This is a genomic window from Methanosarcina sp. MSH10X1 (assembly GCF_004099695.1).
Taxonomy (GTDB): domain Archaea; phylum Halobacteriota; class Methanosarcinia; order Methanosarcinales; family Methanosarcinaceae; genus Methanosarcina.
This window is the reverse complement of the sequence record NZ_SCHL01000001.1, coordinates 354,660-376,348: the sequence shown is the minus strand read 5'-3', so window position 1 is coordinate 376,348 and position 21,689 is coordinate 354,660. Positions and strand designations below refer to the sequence as shown.

14 protein-coding genes are annotated in these 21,689 nt (G+C 42.1%); 8 read left to right on the top strand and 6 right to left on the bottom strand.

Annotation, left to right across the window (positions count from 1 at the left end):
* Nucleotides 1-11: 11 nt before the first annotated feature.
* Complete coding sequence (locus EQO05_RS01520) at nt 12-749, bottom strand: metallophosphoesterase family protein (RefSeq protein ID WP_128503056.1); 738 nt, start codon at nt 747-749, stop codon at nt 12-14.
* Nucleotides 750-1,448: 699 nt separating this feature from the next.
* Between EQO05_RS01520 and aspS the strand changes: the two genes are divergently transcribed.
* The 5 genes from aspS to EQO05_RS15725 all read left to right on the top strand — a co-directional run bounded on the left by aspS (nt 1,449) and on the right by EQO05_RS15725 (nt 8,475).
* Nucleotides 1,449-2,783, top strand: coding sequence for an aspartate--tRNA(Asn) ligase (aspS, locus tag EQO05_RS01515; RefSeq protein ID WP_128503054.1), 1,335 nt, complete (start codon nt 1,449-1,451; stop codon nt 2,781-2,783).
* 96 nt (nt 2,784-2,879) lie between these two features.
* Complete coding sequence (rpiA, locus tag EQO05_RS01510; protein ID WP_128503053.1) at nt 2,880-3,578, top strand: ribose 5-phosphate isomerase A; 699 nt, start codon at nt 2,880-2,882, stop codon at nt 3,576-3,578.
* A 376-nt stretch (nt 3,579-3,954) separates the two neighbouring features.
* On the top strand, nt 3,955-5,598 hold the full coding sequence (gene thsA, locus EQO05_RS01505) for a thermosome subunit alpha (protein WP_128503051.1): 1,644 nt from the start codon (nt 3,955-3,957) through the stop codon (nt 5,596-5,598).
* Nucleotides 5,599-6,818: 1,220 nt separating this feature from the next.
* Entirely contained in the window at nt 6,819-7,091 is a 273-nt protein-coding gene (locus EQO05_RS01500; RefSeq protein WP_128503049.1) for a DnaJ domain-containing protein, read from the top strand.
* Between the two features lie 145 nt (nt 7,092-7,236).
* Complete coding sequence (locus tag EQO05_RS15725; protein WP_205793650.1) at nt 7,237-8,475, top strand: DnaJ domain-containing protein; 1,239 nt, start codon at nt 7,237-7,239, stop codon at nt 8,473-8,475.
* A 322-nt stretch (nt 8,476-8,797) separates the two neighbouring features.
* On the opposite strand, the gene EQO05_RS01480 is transcribed toward EQO05_RS15725, so the two are convergent.
* The 3 genes from EQO05_RS01480 to EQO05_RS01470 form a co-directional block, all read right to left on the bottom strand.
* Nucleotides 8,798-9,376, bottom strand: a complete 579-nt coding sequence (locus tag EQO05_RS01480; protein WP_164888440.1) for a DUF2119 domain-containing protein — start codon at nt 9,374-9,376, stop codon at nt 8,798-8,800.
* A 109-nt stretch (nt 9,377-9,485) separates the two neighbouring features.
* Nucleotides 9,486-10,208, bottom strand: a complete 723-nt coding sequence (locus EQO05_RS01475) for a S4 domain-containing protein (protein WP_128503169.1) — start codon at nt 10,206-10,208, stop codon at nt 9,486-9,488.
* Nucleotides 10,209-10,647: 439 nt separating this feature from the next.
* On the bottom strand, nt 10,648-13,029 hold the full coding sequence (locus EQO05_RS01470; protein WP_128503047.1) for a PKD domain-containing protein: 2,382 nt from the start codon (nt 13,027-13,029) through the stop codon (nt 10,648-10,650).
* Nucleotides 13,030-13,512: 483 nt separating this feature from the next.
* Here EQO05_RS01470 and EQO05_RS01465 point away from each other — a divergent pair, with 483 nt between their 5' ends.
* A complete protein-coding gene (locus EQO05_RS01465; RefSeq protein ID WP_240664265.1) occupies nt 13,513-14,487 on the top strand; it encodes a bile acid:sodium symporter family protein in 975 nt (324 codons plus the stop codon).
* A 129-nt stretch (nt 14,488-14,616) separates the two neighbouring features.
* Nucleotides 14,617-15,504, top strand: coding sequence for a glycosyltransferase family 2 protein (locus tag EQO05_RS01460; RefSeq protein ID WP_255420818.1), 888 nt, complete (start codon nt 14,617-14,619; stop codon nt 15,502-15,504).
* Nucleotides 15,505-16,357: 853 nt separating this feature from the next.
* Here EQO05_RS01460 and EQO05_RS01450 read toward each other — a convergent pair.
* Nucleotides 16,358-16,753 (bottom strand): hypothetical protein, encoded by a 396-nt coding sequence (locus EQO05_RS01450; RefSeq protein ID WP_128503042.1) that lies wholly within the window; start codon nt 16,751-16,753, stop codon nt 16,358-16,360.
* A 224-nt stretch (nt 16,754-16,977) separates the two neighbouring features.
* Nucleotides 16,978-17,721, bottom strand: coding sequence for a glycerophosphodiester phosphodiesterase family protein (locus EQO05_RS01445; protein ID WP_128503040.1), 744 nt, complete (start codon nt 17,719-17,721; stop codon nt 16,978-16,980).
* A gap of 906 nt (nt 17,722-18,627) precedes the next feature.
* Between EQO05_RS01445 and uvrA the strand changes: the two genes are divergently transcribed.
* Entirely contained in the window at nt 18,628-21,645 is a 3,018-nt protein-coding gene (gene uvrA, locus EQO05_RS01440; RefSeq protein ID WP_128503038.1) for an excinuclease ABC subunit UvrA, read from the top strand.
* Nucleotides 21,646-21,689: the final 44 nt, after the last annotated feature.

Here is a 21,689-nt window from a genome sequence, read left to right as displayed (position 1 = left end):
AAGATTTTTAGTTACATTACTGTTTCAGTGACAAGTTCCAGGTTTCCTTTTGAGAAAACTCTGGATACCCGGATTTTCCAGTCCCTATCCGAATTCTCGTTATCGGCCTGGATCAGGTTGTAACATTGCGTGGTTTTTCCCCTGGTCTTGGAAGAACAGAACGTGCCTGCATTTACCACAAGCATATTATTGAGATTCCAGACCCAGGGAATATGGCAATGCCCGCAGAGGACAAGGTTCACTTTGCAGCGGTTCAGAAGTTCGAGAACATCTCCTGCATCCACAAGGACGGTATTTTCCCTGCCGGCAAGAGGGATAGGCACAAGATGGTGGTGCAGGGCAAAGACCTTGAAGTCCTCCCCTGTAAAAGCTTCTTTTATCCAGCCGTAGTTTTCCCTGCCGACATGTCCTTCATCAAGGTCAGGTTGTGAAGAGTCAGCCCCTACGACCGTAACGTTCCTGAAATTCCGTGAAAAGAACCGATCCTCGAAAAGGTCTTCAAAGTGCAGGTACCCTGCATTCTTCGAATCATGGTTGCCAGGGACGAGGATTTTGTTTTCACATTCAATCCTGTCGATGAATTGCTTAACTCCATCATATTCCGCTGAAAATCCATTCTCAGTAAGGTCGCCTGTAATCACAACAAGATCAGGACTCAGCCGGTTTATGCTGTCAACCATGGAATCCGCAATTTCCGGAACAAAATACGCATCTGAGTAGTGAATATCCGAAAGGTGTACAATCTGTATAATTTTTACTTCCTCTTTCTATTAATTTTATAATATACATTGAATTAATTATATTCAAGCACTGAAATCCTGTATCATTATATATAGTTATCTGTCAAATTTACATATTTACAAATATCTAATTATAATTCGTTAAAAAAGAAGGTTTATATTTCAAAACCCATGAGAATACTATAAATATTTACTTCATAATCATTAGTGCACAATTATGCATTAGTAGACAGTATCTATAAATTGTAAAACGTAATCTACCCGGTCTTTAGACGGCATATCTCAGCCTGTTTTTACCACCCGGCTCGCGGCAAGGTACTCATCACCTGCTATCACAAAAACCACGTTAAGCCATCCAGAACGCAAGCGTGGCGTCGCTTGAGCCCGCCCCGGTTACAGCGGTCTAGATAAATCAGAGTTTTCGATAAAACCTTTTGAGAAAAGGTTTTCGCTCAAGCCTTTTCTCAAAAGGCTTGCGGTCAAGCTATTTTTGAAAAGGCTCGCGTTGCGCCGGTCGATCACGCTCCGGTTATGTTGGTTTAGAAAGCATGGGTTTTCGCTCAAGCCTTTTTTGAAAAGGCTTGCGATCAAGCAGTTTTTTGAAAAGGCTTGCAATAAATACATTAATAATGAGTTATGACTATTCACCTACGTTTCAGCTTCATTCTTACATTTTTCATTTAATTTACCCCCAATCAAGGTGAATTTATGTCATTAGAAAAACTCAGAACACATTATACAGCCGATGTCAAGCCTGAGAAGGTTGACAACGGTCAGAAAATTACCCTGGCAGGCTGGGTCCATGAGGTAAGAGACCTCGGAGGGATCTGTTTTGTAGTGCTTAGAGACCGGGAAGGAAAGGCTCAGGTTACCCTCGTAAAGAAGAAAATTGATAAAGAGCTGTTTGATACTGCAAGGCGGCTTGTCCGCGAGTCCGTAATCTCAGTAACCGGATCGGTCAAATTCGAAGAGAAAGCCCCGAACGGATATGAGCTGCTTCCCGAAGAGATAACTGTCCTGAATATTGCAGATTCTCCCCTGCCAATGGACACCACAGGCAAAGTGGAAGCTGAACTGGACACCAGGCTTGACTCACGGTTTATCGACCTCAGAAGGGCCGAAACAACTGCAATTTTCAAGATAAGGCACCAGGCTCTCCAGGCTATCAGGGAATACTTTGTAGAAAACGGATTTATCGAGACCGCAACACCAAAGGTCGTGGCAACTGCAACCGAGGGCGGCACCGCACTTTTCCCGATTACCTACTTTGACAGGGAAGCTTTTTTGAACCAGAGTCCCCAGCTCTTCAAGCAAATCCTTATGAGCGGCGGTCTTGACAGGGTTTTTGAGATTGGCCCTATTTTCAGGGCAGAAGAGCACGATACCCGCAGGCACCTGAACGAGGCTACTTCTATCGATGTCGAGGTCAGCTTTGCAGACCATTTCGATGTAATGGAGATTCTCGAAAACCTTGTGGCTTATGTCTACGCCCAGGTTATTGAGAAGTGCAGGTCTTCTCTTGAAACGCTTGAACTTGAAGTCAAAGTCCCGAAAACCCCTTTCCTCAAGCTTACTTACGACGAGGTTATTGAGATCATAAATGCCCGCTCGGAAGAGAAAATGCATTGGGGAGATGATCTTGGCACGCTCGGGGAGCATATTGTGGGCGATTACGTCTACGAGACCACAGGGGAATCACACTATTTTATAATCGACTGGCCAACCGAGATTAAACCTTTCTATGCCATGCCTTACGAGGACAGGCCGGAATTTAGCAAGTCTTTTGACATGATGCACCGCACGATGGAACTCTCGTCAGGAGCCCAGCGTATCCATATTCCTGACCTGCTCAAGAGCCGGATAGAGTCACAGGGCTTGAATCCTGACGGCTTTGAGTTCTACCTTAAAGCTTTCGAATACGGCATGCCCCCACATGCAGGCTGGGGCATGGGCTGCGAACGCTTTGTCATGACCATGCTCGGGACCGACAATATCAGGGATACCGTACTTTTCCCGAGGGACAGGAGAAGACTTTCTCCCTGAAATCCTTATTTGCGGGATTTTGAACCTTTCCAGTTTAATCTCCAGCTTAAAATCCTGGTAATTATTTTTTCAGGATTCGAACGGAAGGAAATATACATGACAGAAAGAAATACATCCGCCGATTCCCCGGAAAAACGTGCAGCTGGCATTGCTGCATCCCGGATGGTTGAATCGGGAATGGTAGTTGGGCTTGGAACGGGCTCAACAGTTGCGTATACTATAAAAGAACTCGGCAGACGTGTCAGGGTAGAAGGGCTCGAAATACTGGGCGTTGTCACCTCATACCAGTCCGAGCTGCTTGCCATAGAAGCCGGCATCCCTCTGGCAACTCTTGCCCAGCATCCGGAACTGGATATTGCAATTGACGGTGCAGACCAGATCGATTCGAAGCTGTACGCAATCAAGGGTGGGGGAGCCGCACATACCAGGGAAAAAATAGTATCGGCATCTGCAAAACGTTTTCTGGTCGTAGCTGATGAATCAAAAACGAGCACTCAGCTTGATAGGGCTGTGCCGGTTGAGGTCCTGCCTTTTGCAAAAACCCTTGTGATTGAAAAGATAAAGGAGCTGGGAGGGAAACCCGAGCTGAGGTCTGCTTTAAGAAAAGACGGGCCTGTGATAACCGACAATGGAAACTTTGTGCTTGACACAGATTTCGGTGTAATAGAGGACCCTGAAAACCTTGCCCTCCAACTATCCTTAATTCCGGGAGTTGTTGAGCATGGAATATTTTCCAATGTGGATGAACTCTATATCGGGAAAAAAGACGGATCTGTGGAGATAATCAGGAAATAATAATCCGGAAGCAGAGCTCAAGATTCTCGTGGGCAAATAAATACAGATGAGTTAAAGTATCAGGCGGTCAGCTCCCTTACCCTTAAAGTAAATACTTTAAGAGGGACAGAACAGTGCCGGCTGCCTTTCCGCTTTTATCTCCAGTACCTTTCGCGAAATCACAGTTTCAGATTCCAGAATTGGCAGATACCCGGTATGTTTTTATAGAAGTATTATCAGTAATTTTGTGATTAATACTGCTTCAGATAAGGCAGCTGATAAAATCATATTTTCAGGCTGATTTCGGGCTAAAAGTGACTGTAAGCCAGGACAATTTCAAATTATTAAGTAAAAGTCTTCGACACATATACTTCATCTTAAGGAGGTTTTGGTTCAGATGGAAAAAGGTGGCCAGCCAATTATAATAGTAGATCCTAGAAAAGAGCAGACAAAGGGAAAAGAAGCGCTCAGCATGAATATTGCGGCTGCAAAGGCAGTGGCCAGCATAGTCAAGAGCACACTCGGACCGAGAGGAATGGACAAGATGCTTGTTAATCCTATTGGGGACATCGCAATTACAAATGACGGTGCAACCATTTTACACGATATGTCCATCGAGCATCCGGCAGCCAAAATGGTTGTGGAAGTTGCCGAGTCACTTGAAAGCTCGGCCGGTGACGGGACTACAAGCGCTGTTGTGCTCACAGGCAGTCTGCTGGAAAAGGCAGAGAGCCTTATTGAGAGCGGAGTTCATCCTTCAGTTATTGTCAAGGGATACAGGCTTGCAGCTGAGAAAGCTGTCGAGCTTTTTGAGAACCTTGCAATCTCAACTGGCGAGAACGAAAAGGATATGCTTGTAGAAGTTGCCAGAACCTCTATTACGGGGAAGGCTTCTGAGAAATATAACCGCATGATTGCGGAACTCTGTGTGGATGCCATACTCGCTATTCGCGAGAGGGGAATAGTCGACCTTAAAGACGTTATTATTACAAAAGATATCGGCGGCAAGATTGAAGATACCGAGTTTGTCGAAGGCATTGTAATAGACAAGGTTGCTCTGGACAGGGAATTCCCTCTGAAAATAGAGAATCCGAGGATCGCCCTCATCGATACCCCCATGGAAGTCGCCAAGACCGCAAACAAAGCAAAACTTCAGATCAGCACATATGGCGACATTGAGAACTTCGTAAAACAGGAAGAAGCAGCCCTGTTCGAAATGGCAGACTATGTTATCCGCGCAGGTGCAAACGCGGTTTTCTGTTCCAAGGGAATGGATGACAAGATTGCAGCCTATCTGCAAGAACGGGGGATTTATGCCACACGCAGGGTTAAGAATGAAGACATGCAGCACCTTGCGGACGCTACAGGCGGAAGGCCTATCCGCAATATCAAGGAACTGACCGGGAAAGAGCTGGGAAATGCAGGGCTCCTTGAACAGGAAAGGGACGGCGACCAGGGTAAAACTTACATCAGGGCCTGCAAGGGTGCAAAATCCGTATCAATTGTTCTCAGGGGCGGTACCGAACACGTGGTTGACAATCTTCAACGTGCGATTGACGATGCCCTCAAAGTAGTGAAGTGCGCAGTAGAAGATGGCAAGGTTGTTGCAGGCGGCGGCGCTTCCGAGATCGAAGTTGCACTCGGGCTTCGTGCATATGCCCCCGGCATAGGCGGGCGTGAGCAGATGGCAATCAAGGCTTTTGCAGACGCTCTTGAAGAAATCCCGAAGACAATTGCCAGAAACGCAGGCCTGGATACTATCAACACAATAGTGAATCTGAGGGCAAAACATGCCGAGAATAAATACGCGGGCCTGAATATCAATACAGGCGCTGCCGAGGACATGCTCGAAAAAGGCGTTGTTGATCCTCTCAGGGTTAAGGTCAACGCTATCAAAGCCGGTTCCGAAGCCGCAGTAATGGTACTGCGTGTAGATGATATTCTCCGCGCCCAGCGCTCTGACATGCAGGACGTCAAACCCGAGCATATGGCAAGCACCTACGACGGCATGGCAGCGCCACAGCTTAACATGCGCAGATAAAACAAGCTTAAATCAAAATAGCAAATAAATATAGAAAAGCTGCAGTTTTTTTCTGCAGCTTCTTTTTAAATCTTTCTTCAGAACTGATTTTTAACTTCTTTTTCTAATTTGTTTTTCAGGTTTAGTTTTTGAGTTCTAAACTATATGGTTCCTGACAGCTTGGCAATAAGCTATTTTTTAACCAACAAATTTTTAGAAGTTATTTGCAGAAAATACCTCCTGCTTTTTCAGAACTCTACTTGATCTTATTATAGTGTCTGAATAATTTCTGAACGATGGGTAAAGAGAAGACATATTTATAAATTTAATTTATCTGTTGTCAATATTAGTATTGGAGCTAATGTAATATTAATGCCTCGATTCCAAAATAAGTCACTTGTTTAGTGAAAAATTCATTAATAAATATGCAAATAAAAAGTAAATGTTTTATGGATATTTTTTGAACTCGCAGTACTGGATTAATGATTATGTTACTGAGAAATTATAGGTTCTTCGTTGTTTTGTGTGGATATCCTCATATTGTTCTCTTAAAACCCTCTGCGGTCTTGAATTGAAAATAGTATTATCTATAGAGAATGACGAAGAGCCAAATTATATATTTTTAGGGAACACTTTATGTGTTCCCTCAGGGCGTCATCAATTTCACAGAATGAATATAGTAAAGTTATAATTTCAAATAATATTAGTTTTAGGACCGACTCATAACAAGAGATGATTCAAAAACTCAAAATTGCTTTTTTAGATTTTAATTTGCAATTCTCTTTTGAGCTTCCAATCGTGAAAACAATTCTAAAAATCTAATGATTTTGAGAATAACGTTGGTTTTAGAATGAGCTCTAATATCATGTATGTGAAAACCTCTATTGATTAATATGGTAACATATATATATTATATCAGGTACAAAGAAAATTAGAAAACCTTTTCAAAAATACGATATACAACATTAAAATAAAAATCTTAATTTATGCACCGTTAAATAAGTGTCGTAATTCATACACAGGCGAAAGATATGTCAGATTATCAGAGTCTTGGACAAGTAAAATCAGGTAGAGGTTTTATATGTGATGCGAAATGGGACCCCCCGAATGGTGAACTCTATGTAAAAGCACCAGGACTGGCTCCGAGCTAATGATAACAATAAAGCACACAGTGTGACGGAAGCATATGAACTTGCATATTCATATTCCCAAGCACACGTGTGAGTAACTAACCTAAAACAATGAAGGGAATTATAAAAGAATGCTATCAAATCTGTTATCTAATTCTGGCAGTTCCAACAAATGCAACAACTAAAGAAATTTGGCTAGGACATAGAAAATTAATGCAAAAATATCATCCAGATCATATAAAATTAATCTCGCCTGAACTCTCTAAGGTTGTTAGTGAATTTTTAAAAGTTACTGATATACGTATAGAACTTAAGATGAAGAAATTCGTAAAATTCACGGCTCTATCAGAATACTACGTTAATTCCGGCATCCCTACAGCTTAATCGACTTGGAATTTATTAAAACCATAATGGAGCGTTGAAAAATTACGTTCGAACTCATTTCCGACTATCATTTCCAGAGTGGAATGCCAATTGAAAAGTATAGAAAATCATAATTTTTTGGATAAGATCTTAATGGAATGGTAAAATGGAGAATCTGACCGATGACTTTTATGAATTTATTGGTGTTAAAAGAGACGCGACGAGTAAAGAGATTAACGCAGCCTGTAAAAGGCTTTTGATTAAATATCATCCAGATATTTGCAAGGATGTATGGGCTGATGGTATCACTAAGCGTATTAACGAAATTAAGGAAGTTTTGTTAGACGCCGAAAAAAGAAAAGAATATGATAAAGAATTATCTAAAACTAAAGATAGCAAGAAAAAGGAACCAAGAGGGGGAGACACTCAATCAAAACAAAATGGGGAAGAAGTGGAAAGAGCAAGAGAAGAAGAGGAAAAGAAGAAAAGGCAAAAAGCTGAAGAGAAAGCAAGGAAAGACGCTAAAATAAAAGCAAAACATGATGCACTAAAAAAGTTAGCTATCGGGGCAATTCTATGTTTTATGATGCTTGGTGGAATTGCACTGATAAATGGGACTGATGAAAATCAGTCTGGGGTTCCGCAAGCACTCGATGATTATGATACAAATCCGGGATATACAAATGTTATAGAAGAACCTGTATTCCCTGCTGCCGACTTTTTTGCAGATAGAACTTCCGGAGAAGCACCACTAACGGTACAGTTTTATGACATGAGCACCGGATCACCAGATTCGTGGAATTGGAACTTTGGGGATAAAGTTACCTCAACCAAGCAGAACCCAGAGCATACCTATCAAAAAGCCGGAGTCTACACGGTAACAGAGGCCGTTACCAATGAAGCAGATGATGATATGGAAATAAAAACAAACTATATCACTGTTATGCCTTCTGTAAATCCTGAACAAGCATCCGATAACACAGGAACTGGTTCAGGTATAAGTTCAGATACTGGTTCAGGTATAGGTTCAGATACTGGTTCAGGTATAAGTTCAGATACTGGTTCAGGTATAAGTTCAGATACTGGTTCAGGTATAGGGTCAGATACTGGCTCAGGTATAGGTTCAGATACTGGCATACCAAGCTCAAGCCTTCCCACTAAATCTGAAGTAGTAACATTCGTAAATAAGTATCAAGGGGTAAGCGACTTTATAGAAACCGTTTCAATAGCTTCGCAATCTGATCATCCTGAGTGGAAATGGGATATATGGCAAGATCAAAATGAAAATAAGATAAGCTTCTACCACTACCAAAATAATCCCAAAGGATATGATAGCATCTATTTTGACAGCAAAGGAAAAATAACTTCAAAGCATACGACATCATTGATGCGTCATTACCCATGAGCTTAAAGGGATATTCAAAATGAAATATCTCTTTTTACTTTTTTGTCTGTTCAGCAGATTCAAAATTAAATTAAATTGAATAGTAAACCACTATGTTCGATACATAATTATAATACCAGAAATTTAAAGGCGAAATGATTTTGAATAAAACATATTGTAACAAGCTTGTAGTTATACGCGATAAGTGAAGTCATTCTGACTAATTATTATAAAAGGCAATTTGGATCTGCTTAGAATTATCTACAAGAAAAGGAACATGTATTTCTGAAAATCAATTCCGAACTTGTGACCTTACAACAAGACGGATAAAAAACTAAAGAATTTAGATTTCCCCGTAAAACCGCCGGTAATCCTCAATTGCTTTTTTTGCCTGGGCAGGGAATTCTTTTTTCATAAATTCTATGAATTCATCCCTTGATTGAATTTCCTTGAGAATTGCAAGCATTTTAGCGGTAAATTTTCTCGACTCGACACTTCCTTTCTGTAATTCAAAAGAAAGACAGAGAGCTTCTTTTGGAAAGTATTTCCTCCGGATCCAGGGAGAAACCGAGCCAAGGAGCACACCATCTTTCAAAATGCTGTAGGCAGGCACTCCTATGAGCTCAAGCCTGTTCTTTCCAGCCAGCTTTTCAAAATTCTGGCTGGAATATGAATGGAGCTCGATATAGATTTCGGGTTTTAGAGCTTCAATTGCCCTGAGGATCTTCTTTCCTGGCCCGGAATAGTAATCAGGACTCAGGGTTGAAACATACTTTCCACGGTCCACGAGAGGAATTAAAGCCAGAGTACCGGTTTCTGAAGGTTTTATGTTCTTCAGGAGTTCGGTTGTATCTTTCCACTCCTCTCCGTGCAGGCCTGCAACAAACAGCCGTACTGGCTTTCCGCTGCCGTATATTCTCATCCCTGCATCCGGGTGCGAATCTGTCGTTATCTCTCCGGGCTGCGTCTCCACGTTCTCAGTGTATTCCTGCCTGGCGGGAATGGGACCTTCCGAATCCTTTATTCTGTCATCAGTCATCCGTTTTGCTACCTCTGGATTCTTTTTCTTCGGGCGGCTTTTCCTTTTCCTCTTCGGGCAGGGGTTTTCTTGCGACTACGTAGATTTCCTGTTTTTCAGAACTTACGACCTGCTGGATTTCAAGCCCTAAATTCTCGATTTTACTCAGGATTGGCTTTGGATTCTTTCGCTTTGGGATTTTGATAACCTGAAGCAGCTTTCCTCCTGTTTTCAGCAGTGGTAGCACTCTTGAGAGAGCCTTGACCGAATCCTCAGGCTCCAGGGTCATATCCGAAAGAATAACATCTACAGGCTCTTCCGATAGCAAATTCAGGGGTACGGTAAAAACGTCCCCGAATGTTACCTCTACATTTTCTCTCTCATGTGCGATTTTTCCAAGCTCGCTCCTGAAGTCCCTGCTAAACTCGATGCCTTTCACATGACCTGCAATTTCCGAGGCAAAAAGAAGAAACCCGCCTGCACTTGATCCCAGATCGAGCACTATGTCCCCGGGTTTAAGAATTCCGCTTTCCTCCTGAACATGCTTGAGCTTGAAATAACCCTGAGGCTGATCCAGGCCTTCGGCAACTTCGATTACATCCTCGGTAGAAACATCTCTGGAAACTTTTGTTACCGCTGTCCCGTTAACCTTAACATTCCCGGCAACAATAGCAGTCTTGGCTCGCCCCCTCGATTTGAAATAACCCATATCAACAAGGTATGCATCCAGTCTCATGGGGCATTGTATCGGCACAGGCTGTATATATAAGATAGCAATTCAGGCTCCGTAAAAGGCAGGGTTCTGTAGAGTTCTAAGCTAACAGACATATTACAATAAACCGAAAGTGCTAACTGTAAAATCAATGAATAGATGAATATCCTGCACAGGTCTGGCTGATAAAATGTGTTTACCCGATCCGTTAATACAGGACTTCTTTTCTGCAGTTTCTTAAAGCATGTGAGTGGGAATAGAATAAGTATCCTGTATATAAAAAAGAAAGGCTTTTTGAAAAAAATAAGCCGAAAGTGGTCTGGGCCTGTAAAAAATTTAACCTGGGAATTATGCGCCGGGTCTGGATACTGAATATATATTTTTCTTTCGACTTCAATTATTATAGTTTGATGCCCAGGTCTTTAATATCCTGTCCTGTTTATTGCAAGTTTATCCCTACAGGTTAGTAAACAGGTTCAGGGGCACCAACTGATACACCTCTTAGTATCGAATCCGTTCCGTTTTCATTGGTTACGGTTAGTGTGGCATAGCGGATTTCTTCATAGAGATTAATGTAGTAAGTGTACACCGGATTCTGTTCAGTTGAGGTGTTTCCGTCTCCAAAATTCCAGTTCCATGAGGTTGCATTTTTAGAGAGGTCTGTAAACTGCACCTCAAACGAATCAGAATTCTGTGTCGTATTGAAGTCGAAGTCTGCAAGGGGAAGTACGGGTTGTTCCAGCACCATTATTGATGCAAGCTTTGAATCCGTACCGTTCCGATTGGTTGCGGTCAGGTTGACAGTGTAGTTACCTGCTGCAAAGAAAGTATGCTCCGGGTTCTGGTTGGTTGAGTTGGTTCCATCTCCAAAATCCCAGTTCCACCCGGTTGAATCTTTCGAGAGGTCTATAAACTGCACACCAAGGGGAACATAGCCTTCATCAGCATTGATGCAGAAATTAGCTACTGGGAGAACTGGCATACACTTCTTAATTTTCTCCGGTTTAATGGTTATCTCTTTCGTGATATTTCCCATTTTTATCTTGAACTTTCCTGGGGGAATCGCTTTTGTTTTATAGGAGTAGTTGAAATCCCCATTCGAATAAACTTTTACCTCTTGTAAAGCTGTAATCTTCAGATTAACTTCCGAAATCCCTTTTCCAGCATCTCCATCAATCTTTACTCTATAGGTTCCCGGAGGAACATTTGATTGAGAGACGACTGCAATATCCCCGGAAGCTTCTGAGCTTTTTGTTATCCAGATAAGCTTTTTTACCCTTACGTTAAGATCTTTAGCCCCGCTGGCTTCGACCACAAAGGAATTGTCAAAACCCCCAGGAATTTCCACATCTTTAATGCTATATTCAAATTTTCCCTTTGAGACAGGAACCGTTTTCTCAAAAGTCACGAATGCGTTGACTTTCTCCCCCGGAAAAGCACTCCCGTTAATATTAAGGGTATCCCCGGAAACAGGTTCTGCAGGGGAAAATTCCCAGTGGCTGGCAGGAGGTACAGGTTTTTCTAAAGCTGTTATCGTTTCAAATGTTGAATTCGTGCCATTTTTGTTTGCCGCAGTCAGATTAACGGTATAGTTTCCCGGAATTGCGTACTCATATATCGGATTTCTTTCTGTAGAGTCAACAATTCCGTCGTTTTCAAAGTCCCAGTTCAATGCGGTTGTATTCTCTGATAGGTCTGTAAACTGCACGGAGAAAGGAACATAACCCTCGGTGACATTGGTGTTGAAATTTGCGGCAGGATTTATATACTGTTCACTGGCAGGACCAATAAATTGTCCGAAAGAACGTGGGCGACTTCCTGCGTTGAACGTAGCTATAACGGTATCTGTGGTTGTGTCAATTACAGAGACAGTGTTGTCCCAATAATTTGGCACATACACTTTTGCTCCATCCGGAGTAACTGCAATTCCGGATGGGCTATCTCCTACTTTAACTGTAGCTGTAACAGTGTTTGTAGCCGTATCAATTATAGAGACGCTACAGTCCCAGGAGTTTGCCACATATACCTTTGTTCCATCTGGACTAACTGCAACTCCGCAAAGTCCACCTCCTAAATTCACGGTGTCTGTAACGGTTTTTGTGGCTATGTCAATTACCGAGACAGTGTAATAGTTAGCTACATATGCCTTCAAGCCATCCGGAGTGACCACAATTCCAACAGGACCGCTTCCGGAATACCTGGGCATGTAGGCTACAGATACTGTTGCTTTAAGCTTATTTCTTGCCGTGTCAATTATAGAAACTGTGTGACTATTCTTGTTCGCCACATACACCTCTGTTCCATCTGGACTAACTGCAACTCCTTGAGGGTCATTTCCTGCCTTTACTGTGGCTGTAACATTATTTGTTGCAGTGTCAATTACAGAGACAGTCCCACGAGTTCCAGAAGCAGTTACTACATATGCTTTTGTTCCATCCGGGCTGACTGTAATTCCTCGAGGAACGCCTTTTACATCCACTAATGCTGTAACATTGTTTGTCGTTGTGTCAATCACAGTGATAGTACCACTGCCTTCATTCGTCACATATACTCTTGTTCCATCAGGTGTGACTGCAACCCCAAAAGGTTGATCTCCTCCATACCAGTCATCTGTAGTGGTGTATGTTTCCGTATCTATAATATCTGTAATACTATTTGTCGCGGTGTCAATTACATAAACAGTAGCGGTATCGGAACTGGTAATATATGCGTACGGTCCTGTTACCGAGGAGTTCTGATATCCATCCGGATCTATAATCGAGGAGTTCTGATATCCATCCGGACCCGTAACTGACGAGTTTTGTGCTGAAGTTGCTGATACTGCAGACGAAATCAGAATCAGCAATAAAAAATGAGCTGTTAGAGCAAAAATTATTGAACATTTTGTTTTAGTTTTTATGTACTTCACCTTCTTTATTTTTAGTATTTGTTCCACATAAAAAAAATATTTGTCTAGTTATCTTCCAAAAGATTTAAGAGTTTCTATGGAAATTTCCGTTTTATAAAATCTTCAAATAAGCATTCGATGAAGGTATAGATCGTGTACAAAAAGAGGTCGTTCCAAAATTAGTGAAAGCTATATTATTTATCGTCGAAAAATGAATATATTTTTAAATAACAATTTTATTTATTTTTATAAATAACACTTACAATCAGTTCTTTAATCCAGTTCTTTAATCCAGTTCTTTATTCTAAGTTCTCAAGGAATTTCGAAAGAATAAAGCGCTGCTTATAATGTGCAAACCCAGGTGCATTTACCAGAGTTTAATAATTTACTGCCTTCACAATGCTTTGGAAAAATGCTTCAACCTGCAAATCTGGTGAGATAGTGTATCAAGAAATACTTAAAAAATTTACATCCTTGTTCCCCCTCTGGGCGGTTCTCTTATCGGCTGTCGCATATGCTTATCCCGGGTACTTTGCTCCCCACCAGGGGTTTATTGTTCCTTTTCTAAGCCTGATTATGCTCGGGATGGGAGTTACTCTCTCGGTGAACAGTTTCCTTACAGTATTGAAGAAGCCGTCAGTGGTCCTCCTGGGCACTTTAATGCAATACACTCTTATGCCCCTTGCAGCCTGGATTGTCTGCCTGGTTCTGAAACTCCCTGCCGACCTGGCTGCGGGCGTAATCCTGCTTGGGTGCTGTCCGGGGGGCACGGCTTCGAATGTGATTTCTTATTTAGCAAAAGCCGATGTGGCTCTTTCAATAGTCCTTACTTCAGTCTCTACGTTGTTCGCTTTTCTCGCAACGCCCTTCCTCACCTGGGTTTTTATAGGCCAGACTGTCGACGTTGATGTCACTGGTATGCTCGTGAGTGTTGTAAATGTGGTAATTGTACCTGTGGTTTTCGGGCTTACAATCAATTATTTCTTCGAAAAGCGAATAAGCGCGGTCAGGGAGGTTTTTCCGGCAATCTCAGCCGCAGCCATAGTGATCATTATTGCCATAATTATAGGGACAAATAGCGAGAGCCTTGAACAGAGTGGCCCGCTGGTGCTGCTTGCGGTAATCCTGCATAATGGGCTTGGCCTTGCGGGCGGTTACTGGGTTTCAAAAGCCCTCAGATTCAGCGAAACCGAAGCACGTACTATTGCAATCGAAGTCGGGATGCAGAACTCCGGCCTGAGCGTCGCCCTTGCGATAAAACATTTTTCGGCTGCAGCCGCACTCCCGGGTGCAATTTTCAGCATCTGGCATAACCTGTCAGGAGCTCTACTTGCGGGGCACTGGTCAAAGAAAAGTGTACCTGATACCGATAAAGTTGAAAGATACGGGAAAAAGGAATCCAGGTCAGGGAATTGAAGTAAGAGCCGGAAGGCTCACAGCTCAAATAAACTTTTACTTTTACTCTGGTATCAAAAAAGATTGTATCTTTTATCTGACAAAGCGGGCTTTCGGGGAATCTCCTCTGAATATTCCTGAAAAAAACACATTCTCGGTCGTCTATATGTATTCAAATTTCTTCCGGCTTATAACGAGGAGGTATCTATGGGGAGCGTTGTTTTGCTTACAAGAAGACATGTTGACCGGGTAATAGTTATTGAGGATGGAAGTTCGGACAGGATAGCTGAGGTAGCTGCCAATGCAGGGGCTGAGGTAGTTGTGCATCCTCTGAATAAAGGAAAGGGCATGGCATTTAAGACTGGCTTTGAAGCTGCCGAAGGTGCAGATATTATAGTCACCATGGATTCGGACGGGCAGCATAACCCTGCAGATATTCCGAAACTGGTAGACCCTATCCTTAAAGGTGAGGCTGATATGGTTAACGGCAGCCGTTACTTGAATGGTCATATTACAGACACGCCTGCTTACCGTCGATTGGGACAGACCGTTTTGGACAAAGTTACCATCATGAACTCTGGAATCCGAATTACTGATTCTCAGAGCGGGTTTCGTGCTTTTGCAGCTTCTACAAAAGATATCTTTCGCTTCAATGCTCAAGGTATGGCAATAGAGAGCGAAATGCTTGCAGATGCCAGCAGGTCCGGACTACGGATTAAAGAGGTAGAAATAGACGTAAGATATGATGTCGACGGCTCGACGGAAAATCCTATAAGGCATGGGCTGGGTGTTTTGTTGAAAGTCTGTAAAGATATAGAGTTTAAAAAACCCCTATATTGTTTTACTCTGCCCGGAGTTGCCATCGGGATATGCGGAATATACATGGGCCTCAGTTTTTTACAAACCTTTTATCTTGGTGGAAGTCTTTATTTCGGGCCTACTGTTTTGATGGTCCTGCTAACTCTGACCGGGACTTTTATGGCTTTTACCGGAATTTTACTGCATTCGATATCCAGCTTAATCAGAAACATACGATAAGTAAAGCATGAAGGCGGTCCGCCTCGCTCACGAGAGTGACGTCAGTATCAAAGTTCATTATTAAGCTCAAACGAAAGAACGAACCACTGAACTCACGGAAAACACATCATGAAAAAAACAAGGTCAAGCCCCTCAGCAGTTTCAGTGCTTTCCGTGTTTTCTGGTTAAAGAACCTTAATTGAGTCTTTTATTGCATATCAGTGCCCTGTCAGTTTTTGAGACTTAAAAGCCTTTTTTCCACTCAACTTCAATACTCCTTATAGAATTTCAGCTCTTTAGCCGACTGTCATGTACTTAATAGTTATACTGAGAACTTTTTCTTCTCTTTTTATCTACATCCTGGTTGTTTATTTATAATCCGAATGATAAAAAATTAAGACATTTTATTTTATATATAGAAATATAAGCCAATAATTATCAAAGGACTTTCTATGTTGTTAAGCATTATCTCCTCAGGTGCTATTTTTTCCAGTTCCATATCTGTGATTACAACCAGGGGTTTACCTCAATACGGTGCTACTGTAGTTTTCGGGCTCATAATACTTCTTTCCTTAAAAGAAATCATCTCAGCATCTAAACTATGGAATAAAAACCTTAGTGAATCTCTTAATATAGCAATCTTGCCTTTGTTTCTTATTTTTGTGGGAATTGTAATTTTTAAGGCTTCATCTGTTATTTAACCTGCAATCATTGAGGTTAGTCTGTAAAATCTGGATTAACTGGCCTGAAAATAAAAATGGTAACAAAATTATATCTAAAATTATAGGACCTTAATGTGATGGTAAAAAAGGTGTCTAAGACAGTAAGTCAGGGTGAGATCCTGAGGATCTCACAAATAGACCAGGAAAATATGTTAACGTCTCCCGCCTCGCCTGATGCGTGGTGTGGTTGTTTTTATTTTCGGTTTCGGTTTGCTTCCGGTATCAGGAATTAATGATTTTTTATCCGTTTTTTCTGCTGTATCGATCGGATCTTTTGCGTCAACCCTTTTATATAGGCTGGATGCATCCGTTTTTGTTACAGGGTCGGGGGCAATGTAGGATTTTGCAGCACGGATATTCGGTGTTATGTGCCTGTGCCAGAGACTTGACCAGAATAACATTGTCCAGAAACCGGAATGCCCGTTCTGGGTGCTATTATAGGAAGGAGTTGTTGAATTATTATCTTGCACGGGCTTTTCCTGTCCTATACAACCGCTGAATCCGCTGCTAATTAGCAGCATAATCAATAATAAACTCATTTTTTTCATTGAAAACCTCTATAAAAAGCATCCTGTACTTCAATCGAAGTATTAAGCTTCCATGTGAATGTTAAGTTTCAAGCTTCCATGTGAATGTTAGGTTTCAAGCTTCCATGTGAATGTTAAGTTTCCGTGTAAAAGATATACAGGGGTGGGTTTGTATATACTTCTCTCCGAATTACCATAAATATTTAGAAAGCTTTGGGGGAGTTAAAAGTTTTTTATTGACTCTATCACTCTCTTTGCATAACTGTTTCTATATTAAAATTCTCAAAGATTATATTTTTAGCCATTCGTCTGACTCTTCGTGCAGTAACAGAATCATGAACTGTCCAGACAATAATTGGAACCCGAGACATTACCGATATTAATTTTATCCATAGGTTGAGATAAACATAATTATAAGATATAAAATCAGGCTTACTGATCAAATTGACAATCAAATTTTGTAGTAGAAACTTTTTTAAGAAGGAGATCTTTTCCCCTTTTAATCCGCTCGAAAGCTGGCCTCGAATATACCATGAACGGTTTTTATAAAACCATTTTAAGATTAGAGGATCAAATGACTGTACCGCAAAGTTCCCCTTATAAGTGTCAAGACTTTGAGAAATCAGCTCTTCAAGTTTACCAATATCAGGATGCTGTTTTATCTCAATTAGTAAACCCACCTGACCATTTACATAATCAAGAACATTTTTTAATGTAGGAATTCTTTCATTACTTTTGTTTAATACTAATTTTTTGATTTCTGAGTAGGTACAATCCTCGACTATTTTATTAAGCGAGGTTAACCGAAATAAGTTACTGTCGTGAAACACAACAAGTATATCATCTTTCGTCTTATGAACGTCTAATTCAATATTAAGCCCCTGTTTTATTGCCTCACTAAAAGCTTCAATACTATTTTCCGGGACGTCTGATGAATGGCATCCTCTGTGAGCAATAGGAGTATTAAGTAGCCAGCTTATATCCTTCATTTTACACCTGGATTACCCTTTTACGTTATGTGATTAGCACTGTTCTATAAAACTGTAAATATTTCTAACAGTTTTTTCAAAATTTTGTAAAACTTACTCTGCGATCTATTTCAGGTTCTGATTTTTTCTCAAAGAGAATTCTTTTAATAGAACAAATAAATTCTGATATTGGGGAACTTCTTTGCAAATTTCACATATTTCTACTAAAATATTCTAAAGTAGATAATTATTTATATGATCCGCATAATCTAACCATCCGTTGTATGATCGAAAGCTTAAATTCCGCTCTTCTTGCAGTTTACCGATGTTTTTTCCTCATTATTTTTTGAGGATAAATTCCTTGCTTAACAGGTTTATTCACACTGGTTTGTAGAGAAAAATCACACTATTACGGACTGAAAGTATTAGAAGAAAAACAGTTTCAAAATTGATCATAAGAAGTTATACAATTCACTATCGGTATGCCTGATTTCTTGCATATGAATCCGAAAAACCATTTATTTGTTGCTTAATACTTTCACTTTGCTATATTACTCTATTAATAACAAGGCTGCATTCTGCTGTATGTATTGAAAAACGGGGTATGTGAATCAGAAAATTGTCATCTGTAGTCTGGATGAAATCAATATCAATCAATTATAACTAATTATTTATAATAATACATAGAATTATCTGCCTGAATGAACGGCTTGATACGAAAACGCAAGCTTTAAGCCATTCAAAAAGTTCCTGAGATTCATAAACTCATATTAACTCATATTATTTCTGGATTTTTAGAGCTCAAACTTTAAAGTCCGGACCTGGCTCAGATTTTACTCTTACCTTAAAACTGCCATACATTAAATTCTCACACATTAAAATTCTCATCTAACCGATTCAACTGGATAAAAACCCGAGAGAAGAAAAATGAAAAATATTATTATTAAAGGGGCACGGGAACACAACCTGAAAGATATCACGGTGGAACTCCCGCGGGACAAATTCATTGTCATTACAGGCGTTTCGGGCTCAGGGAAATCTACCCTGGCTTTTGATACGATTTATGCCGAAGGACAGCGGCGCTACGTGGAGTCCCTCTCGGCTTATGCGCGGCAGTTCCTCGGGCTTATGAACAAGCCGGATGTGGACAGCATCGAAGGGTTATCTCCGGCGATTTCCATTGAGCAGAAAACGACTTCAAAAAATCCTAGAAGTACGGTCGGGACCGTCACGGAAATTTATGACTATCTGAGGCTGCTTTTTGCAAGGGTAGGCACGCCTTACTGCCCGACCCACAATATAAAAATCGAATCCCAATCTCCTGAAAAGATTGCGGATAGCCTCAGCAGGGAATGCGAGGGTATGGTCACTATTCTCGCGCCTGTGGTTCGGCAGAAGAAAGGGACATACCAGCATCTCTTCAGGGAATTGAATAGCGAGGGTTTTGCCCGGATGAGGGTAAACGGGGAGATTCACAGGACTGACGATGAAATCACCCTTGACCGCTATAAAAAACATGATATTGAAGTCGTGATTGACCGGCTGGACCCTTCAGAAGACCGTTCAAGGCTTGTCGAAGCCTGTGAAAACGCCCTTCAGAAGGCAGGCGGGCTCTTAATCGCAGTTGATTCGGAAGGAAAGGACCGCCTTTATTCCTCGAATATGGCGTGTCCGGTCTGCGGCATGGCTTTCGAAGAACTCCAGCCCAGGATGTTTTCCTTTAACAGCCCCTTCGGAGCCTGTGAAGCCTGTAACGGGCTAGGCTTCAAGATGGAGTTCGACCCTGACCTTATAATTCCGAATAAGAGCCTCTGTCTTGCGGACGGAGCTGTCGCCCTGTACAGAAATTACCTGGACAGTTACCGGAGCCAGCATCTGGGAGCCGTAGCAAAACACTTCGGGTTTGATATTTTCACCCCACTTGATGCTCTAACAAATGAGCAGTACAACGTGCTAATGTACGGCTCGGACGAACGCATGCAGTTCGAGATGAGCACAAAGAACGGAGATGGCCACTGGTCTCATAAAGGGACCTGGGAAGGGCTGCTTCCTCAGTCCGAGAGACTGTACAGCCAGACTAAATCCGAGTACCGGCGAAAAGAACTTGAAAAATTCATGCAGGTCAAGCCCTGTCCGAAGTGTGAAGGTCGGCGCCTGAAGGAAAAAGTGCTTGCAGTAAAACTCGGCGGAAAGTCCATTGTAGATACGACCAATCTCTCTATTCTGGACTGCATCCGTTTCTTCGAAAATTTAGATCTCTCGGAAAAGGAAAGAGAGATCGCGAAGCAAGTCTTAAATGAGATCCGCTCCAGGCTTAGCTTCCTTGAGCATGTCGGGCTCGGTTATCTCACCCTTTCCCGGAGCGCAGGCACTCTCTCAGGCGGAGAAGCCCAGCGAATCCGGCTGGCTACCCAGATCGGCTCAAACCTCATGGGTGTGCTCTATGTGCTTGACGAACCCTCAATAGGGCTGCATCAGAGGGACAATGCAAGGCTTATCCAGACCCTCCAGACCCTGCGGGATCTTGGAAATACCCTCATAGTCGTTGAGCATGATGAGGATACTATTCGGGCTGCCGACTATGTACTCGATATAGGTCCGGGTGCAGGCATTCATGGTGGTTATGTGGTAGCCGAGGGCACGCCTGAAGAAATTGAAAATCACCCTGAGTCTCTGACAGGTCAGTACCTCTCAGGGGAAAAACAGATAAAACCACCTGCCCTCCGCAGGCAGAGCGATGCGTTCATAAGGCTTAAAGGGTGCAGGGCAAACAACCTGAAGGACGTAGATGTGAATATCCCGATAGGAGTCCTGACCGTGGTTACAGGGGTTTCGGGATCCGGAAAATCTACGCTTATCTACGATACCCTGTACAAAGCCCTGACGAAAAAGATAAACAAATCAAATGTAACTCCAGGGGACTATGATGAGCTGGTTTTTGATTCCGAGATTGACAAGGTAATCGTTATTGACCAGAGTCCTATTGGCAGGACTCCCCGTTCGAACCCTGCAACCTATACTAAGGTCTTTGACGCTGTCAGGCAGGCTTTTGCAGAAACCAAAGAAGCCAAAATCCGGGGTTATAAAAACGGGCGCTTTTCTTTCAACGTAAAGGGAGGGCGCTGCGAGGCCTGCCAGGGAGATGGGCTGATAAAAATCGAAATGAACTTCCTGCCTGACGTATATATCGAATGTGAAGAGTGCAAAGGAACGCGCTACAACCGGGAAACCCTCGAAGTAAAGTACAGGGGCAAATCCATTGCTGAGGTCCTTAATATGACCGTAGAGGAGGCTGCCGAACATTTCGAGAATATTCTTGCAATCAAAGGTAAACTTGATACCCTTACAAGGGTCGGGCTGGGCTACATCAAGCTTGGGCAGAGCTCAACAACGCTTTCAGGCGGCGAAGCCCAGAGAATCAAACTTACAAGGGAGCTCTCTAAAAAGGGTACAGGAAAGACAATTTACCTCCTTGACGAACCCACAACCGGGCTTCACTTCCATGACGTCAAAAAACTCATTGCAGTCCTTAACGGGCTTGTAGCAAAAGGAAATACTGTGGTTGTAATCGAGCACAACCTGGACGTAATCAAATCCGCAGACCATATACTCGATCTAGGTCCCGAAGGCGGGAATGCAGGCGGAAAAATCATTGCCGAAGGAACTCCCGAGGAAGTGGCTCTGGTTCAGGGAAGTCATACTGCATGCTTCCTTGCTCCCAGGCTTTCTGAATCATACCTGGAGATGTCAGAAGCAGAACCGGTTGAGGCAATTTTCGAAGAAGGAGAAACGTTTGAGGCTGATTTTGAAGAGTTTGAAGACGATCTGAGTGACGAGTCCGAAGACTTTGAGGATGATTCTGAAAAAGACTTTGAAAACAATTCAAAAGGTTTCAAGCACAGCAAACGTGGGACTGATAAAACGCTTGAAGAGCAGCTCATCTAAAGCGGAGATGCTATTAAGCTGATTTAACTCTGGTTTAAGTCCCT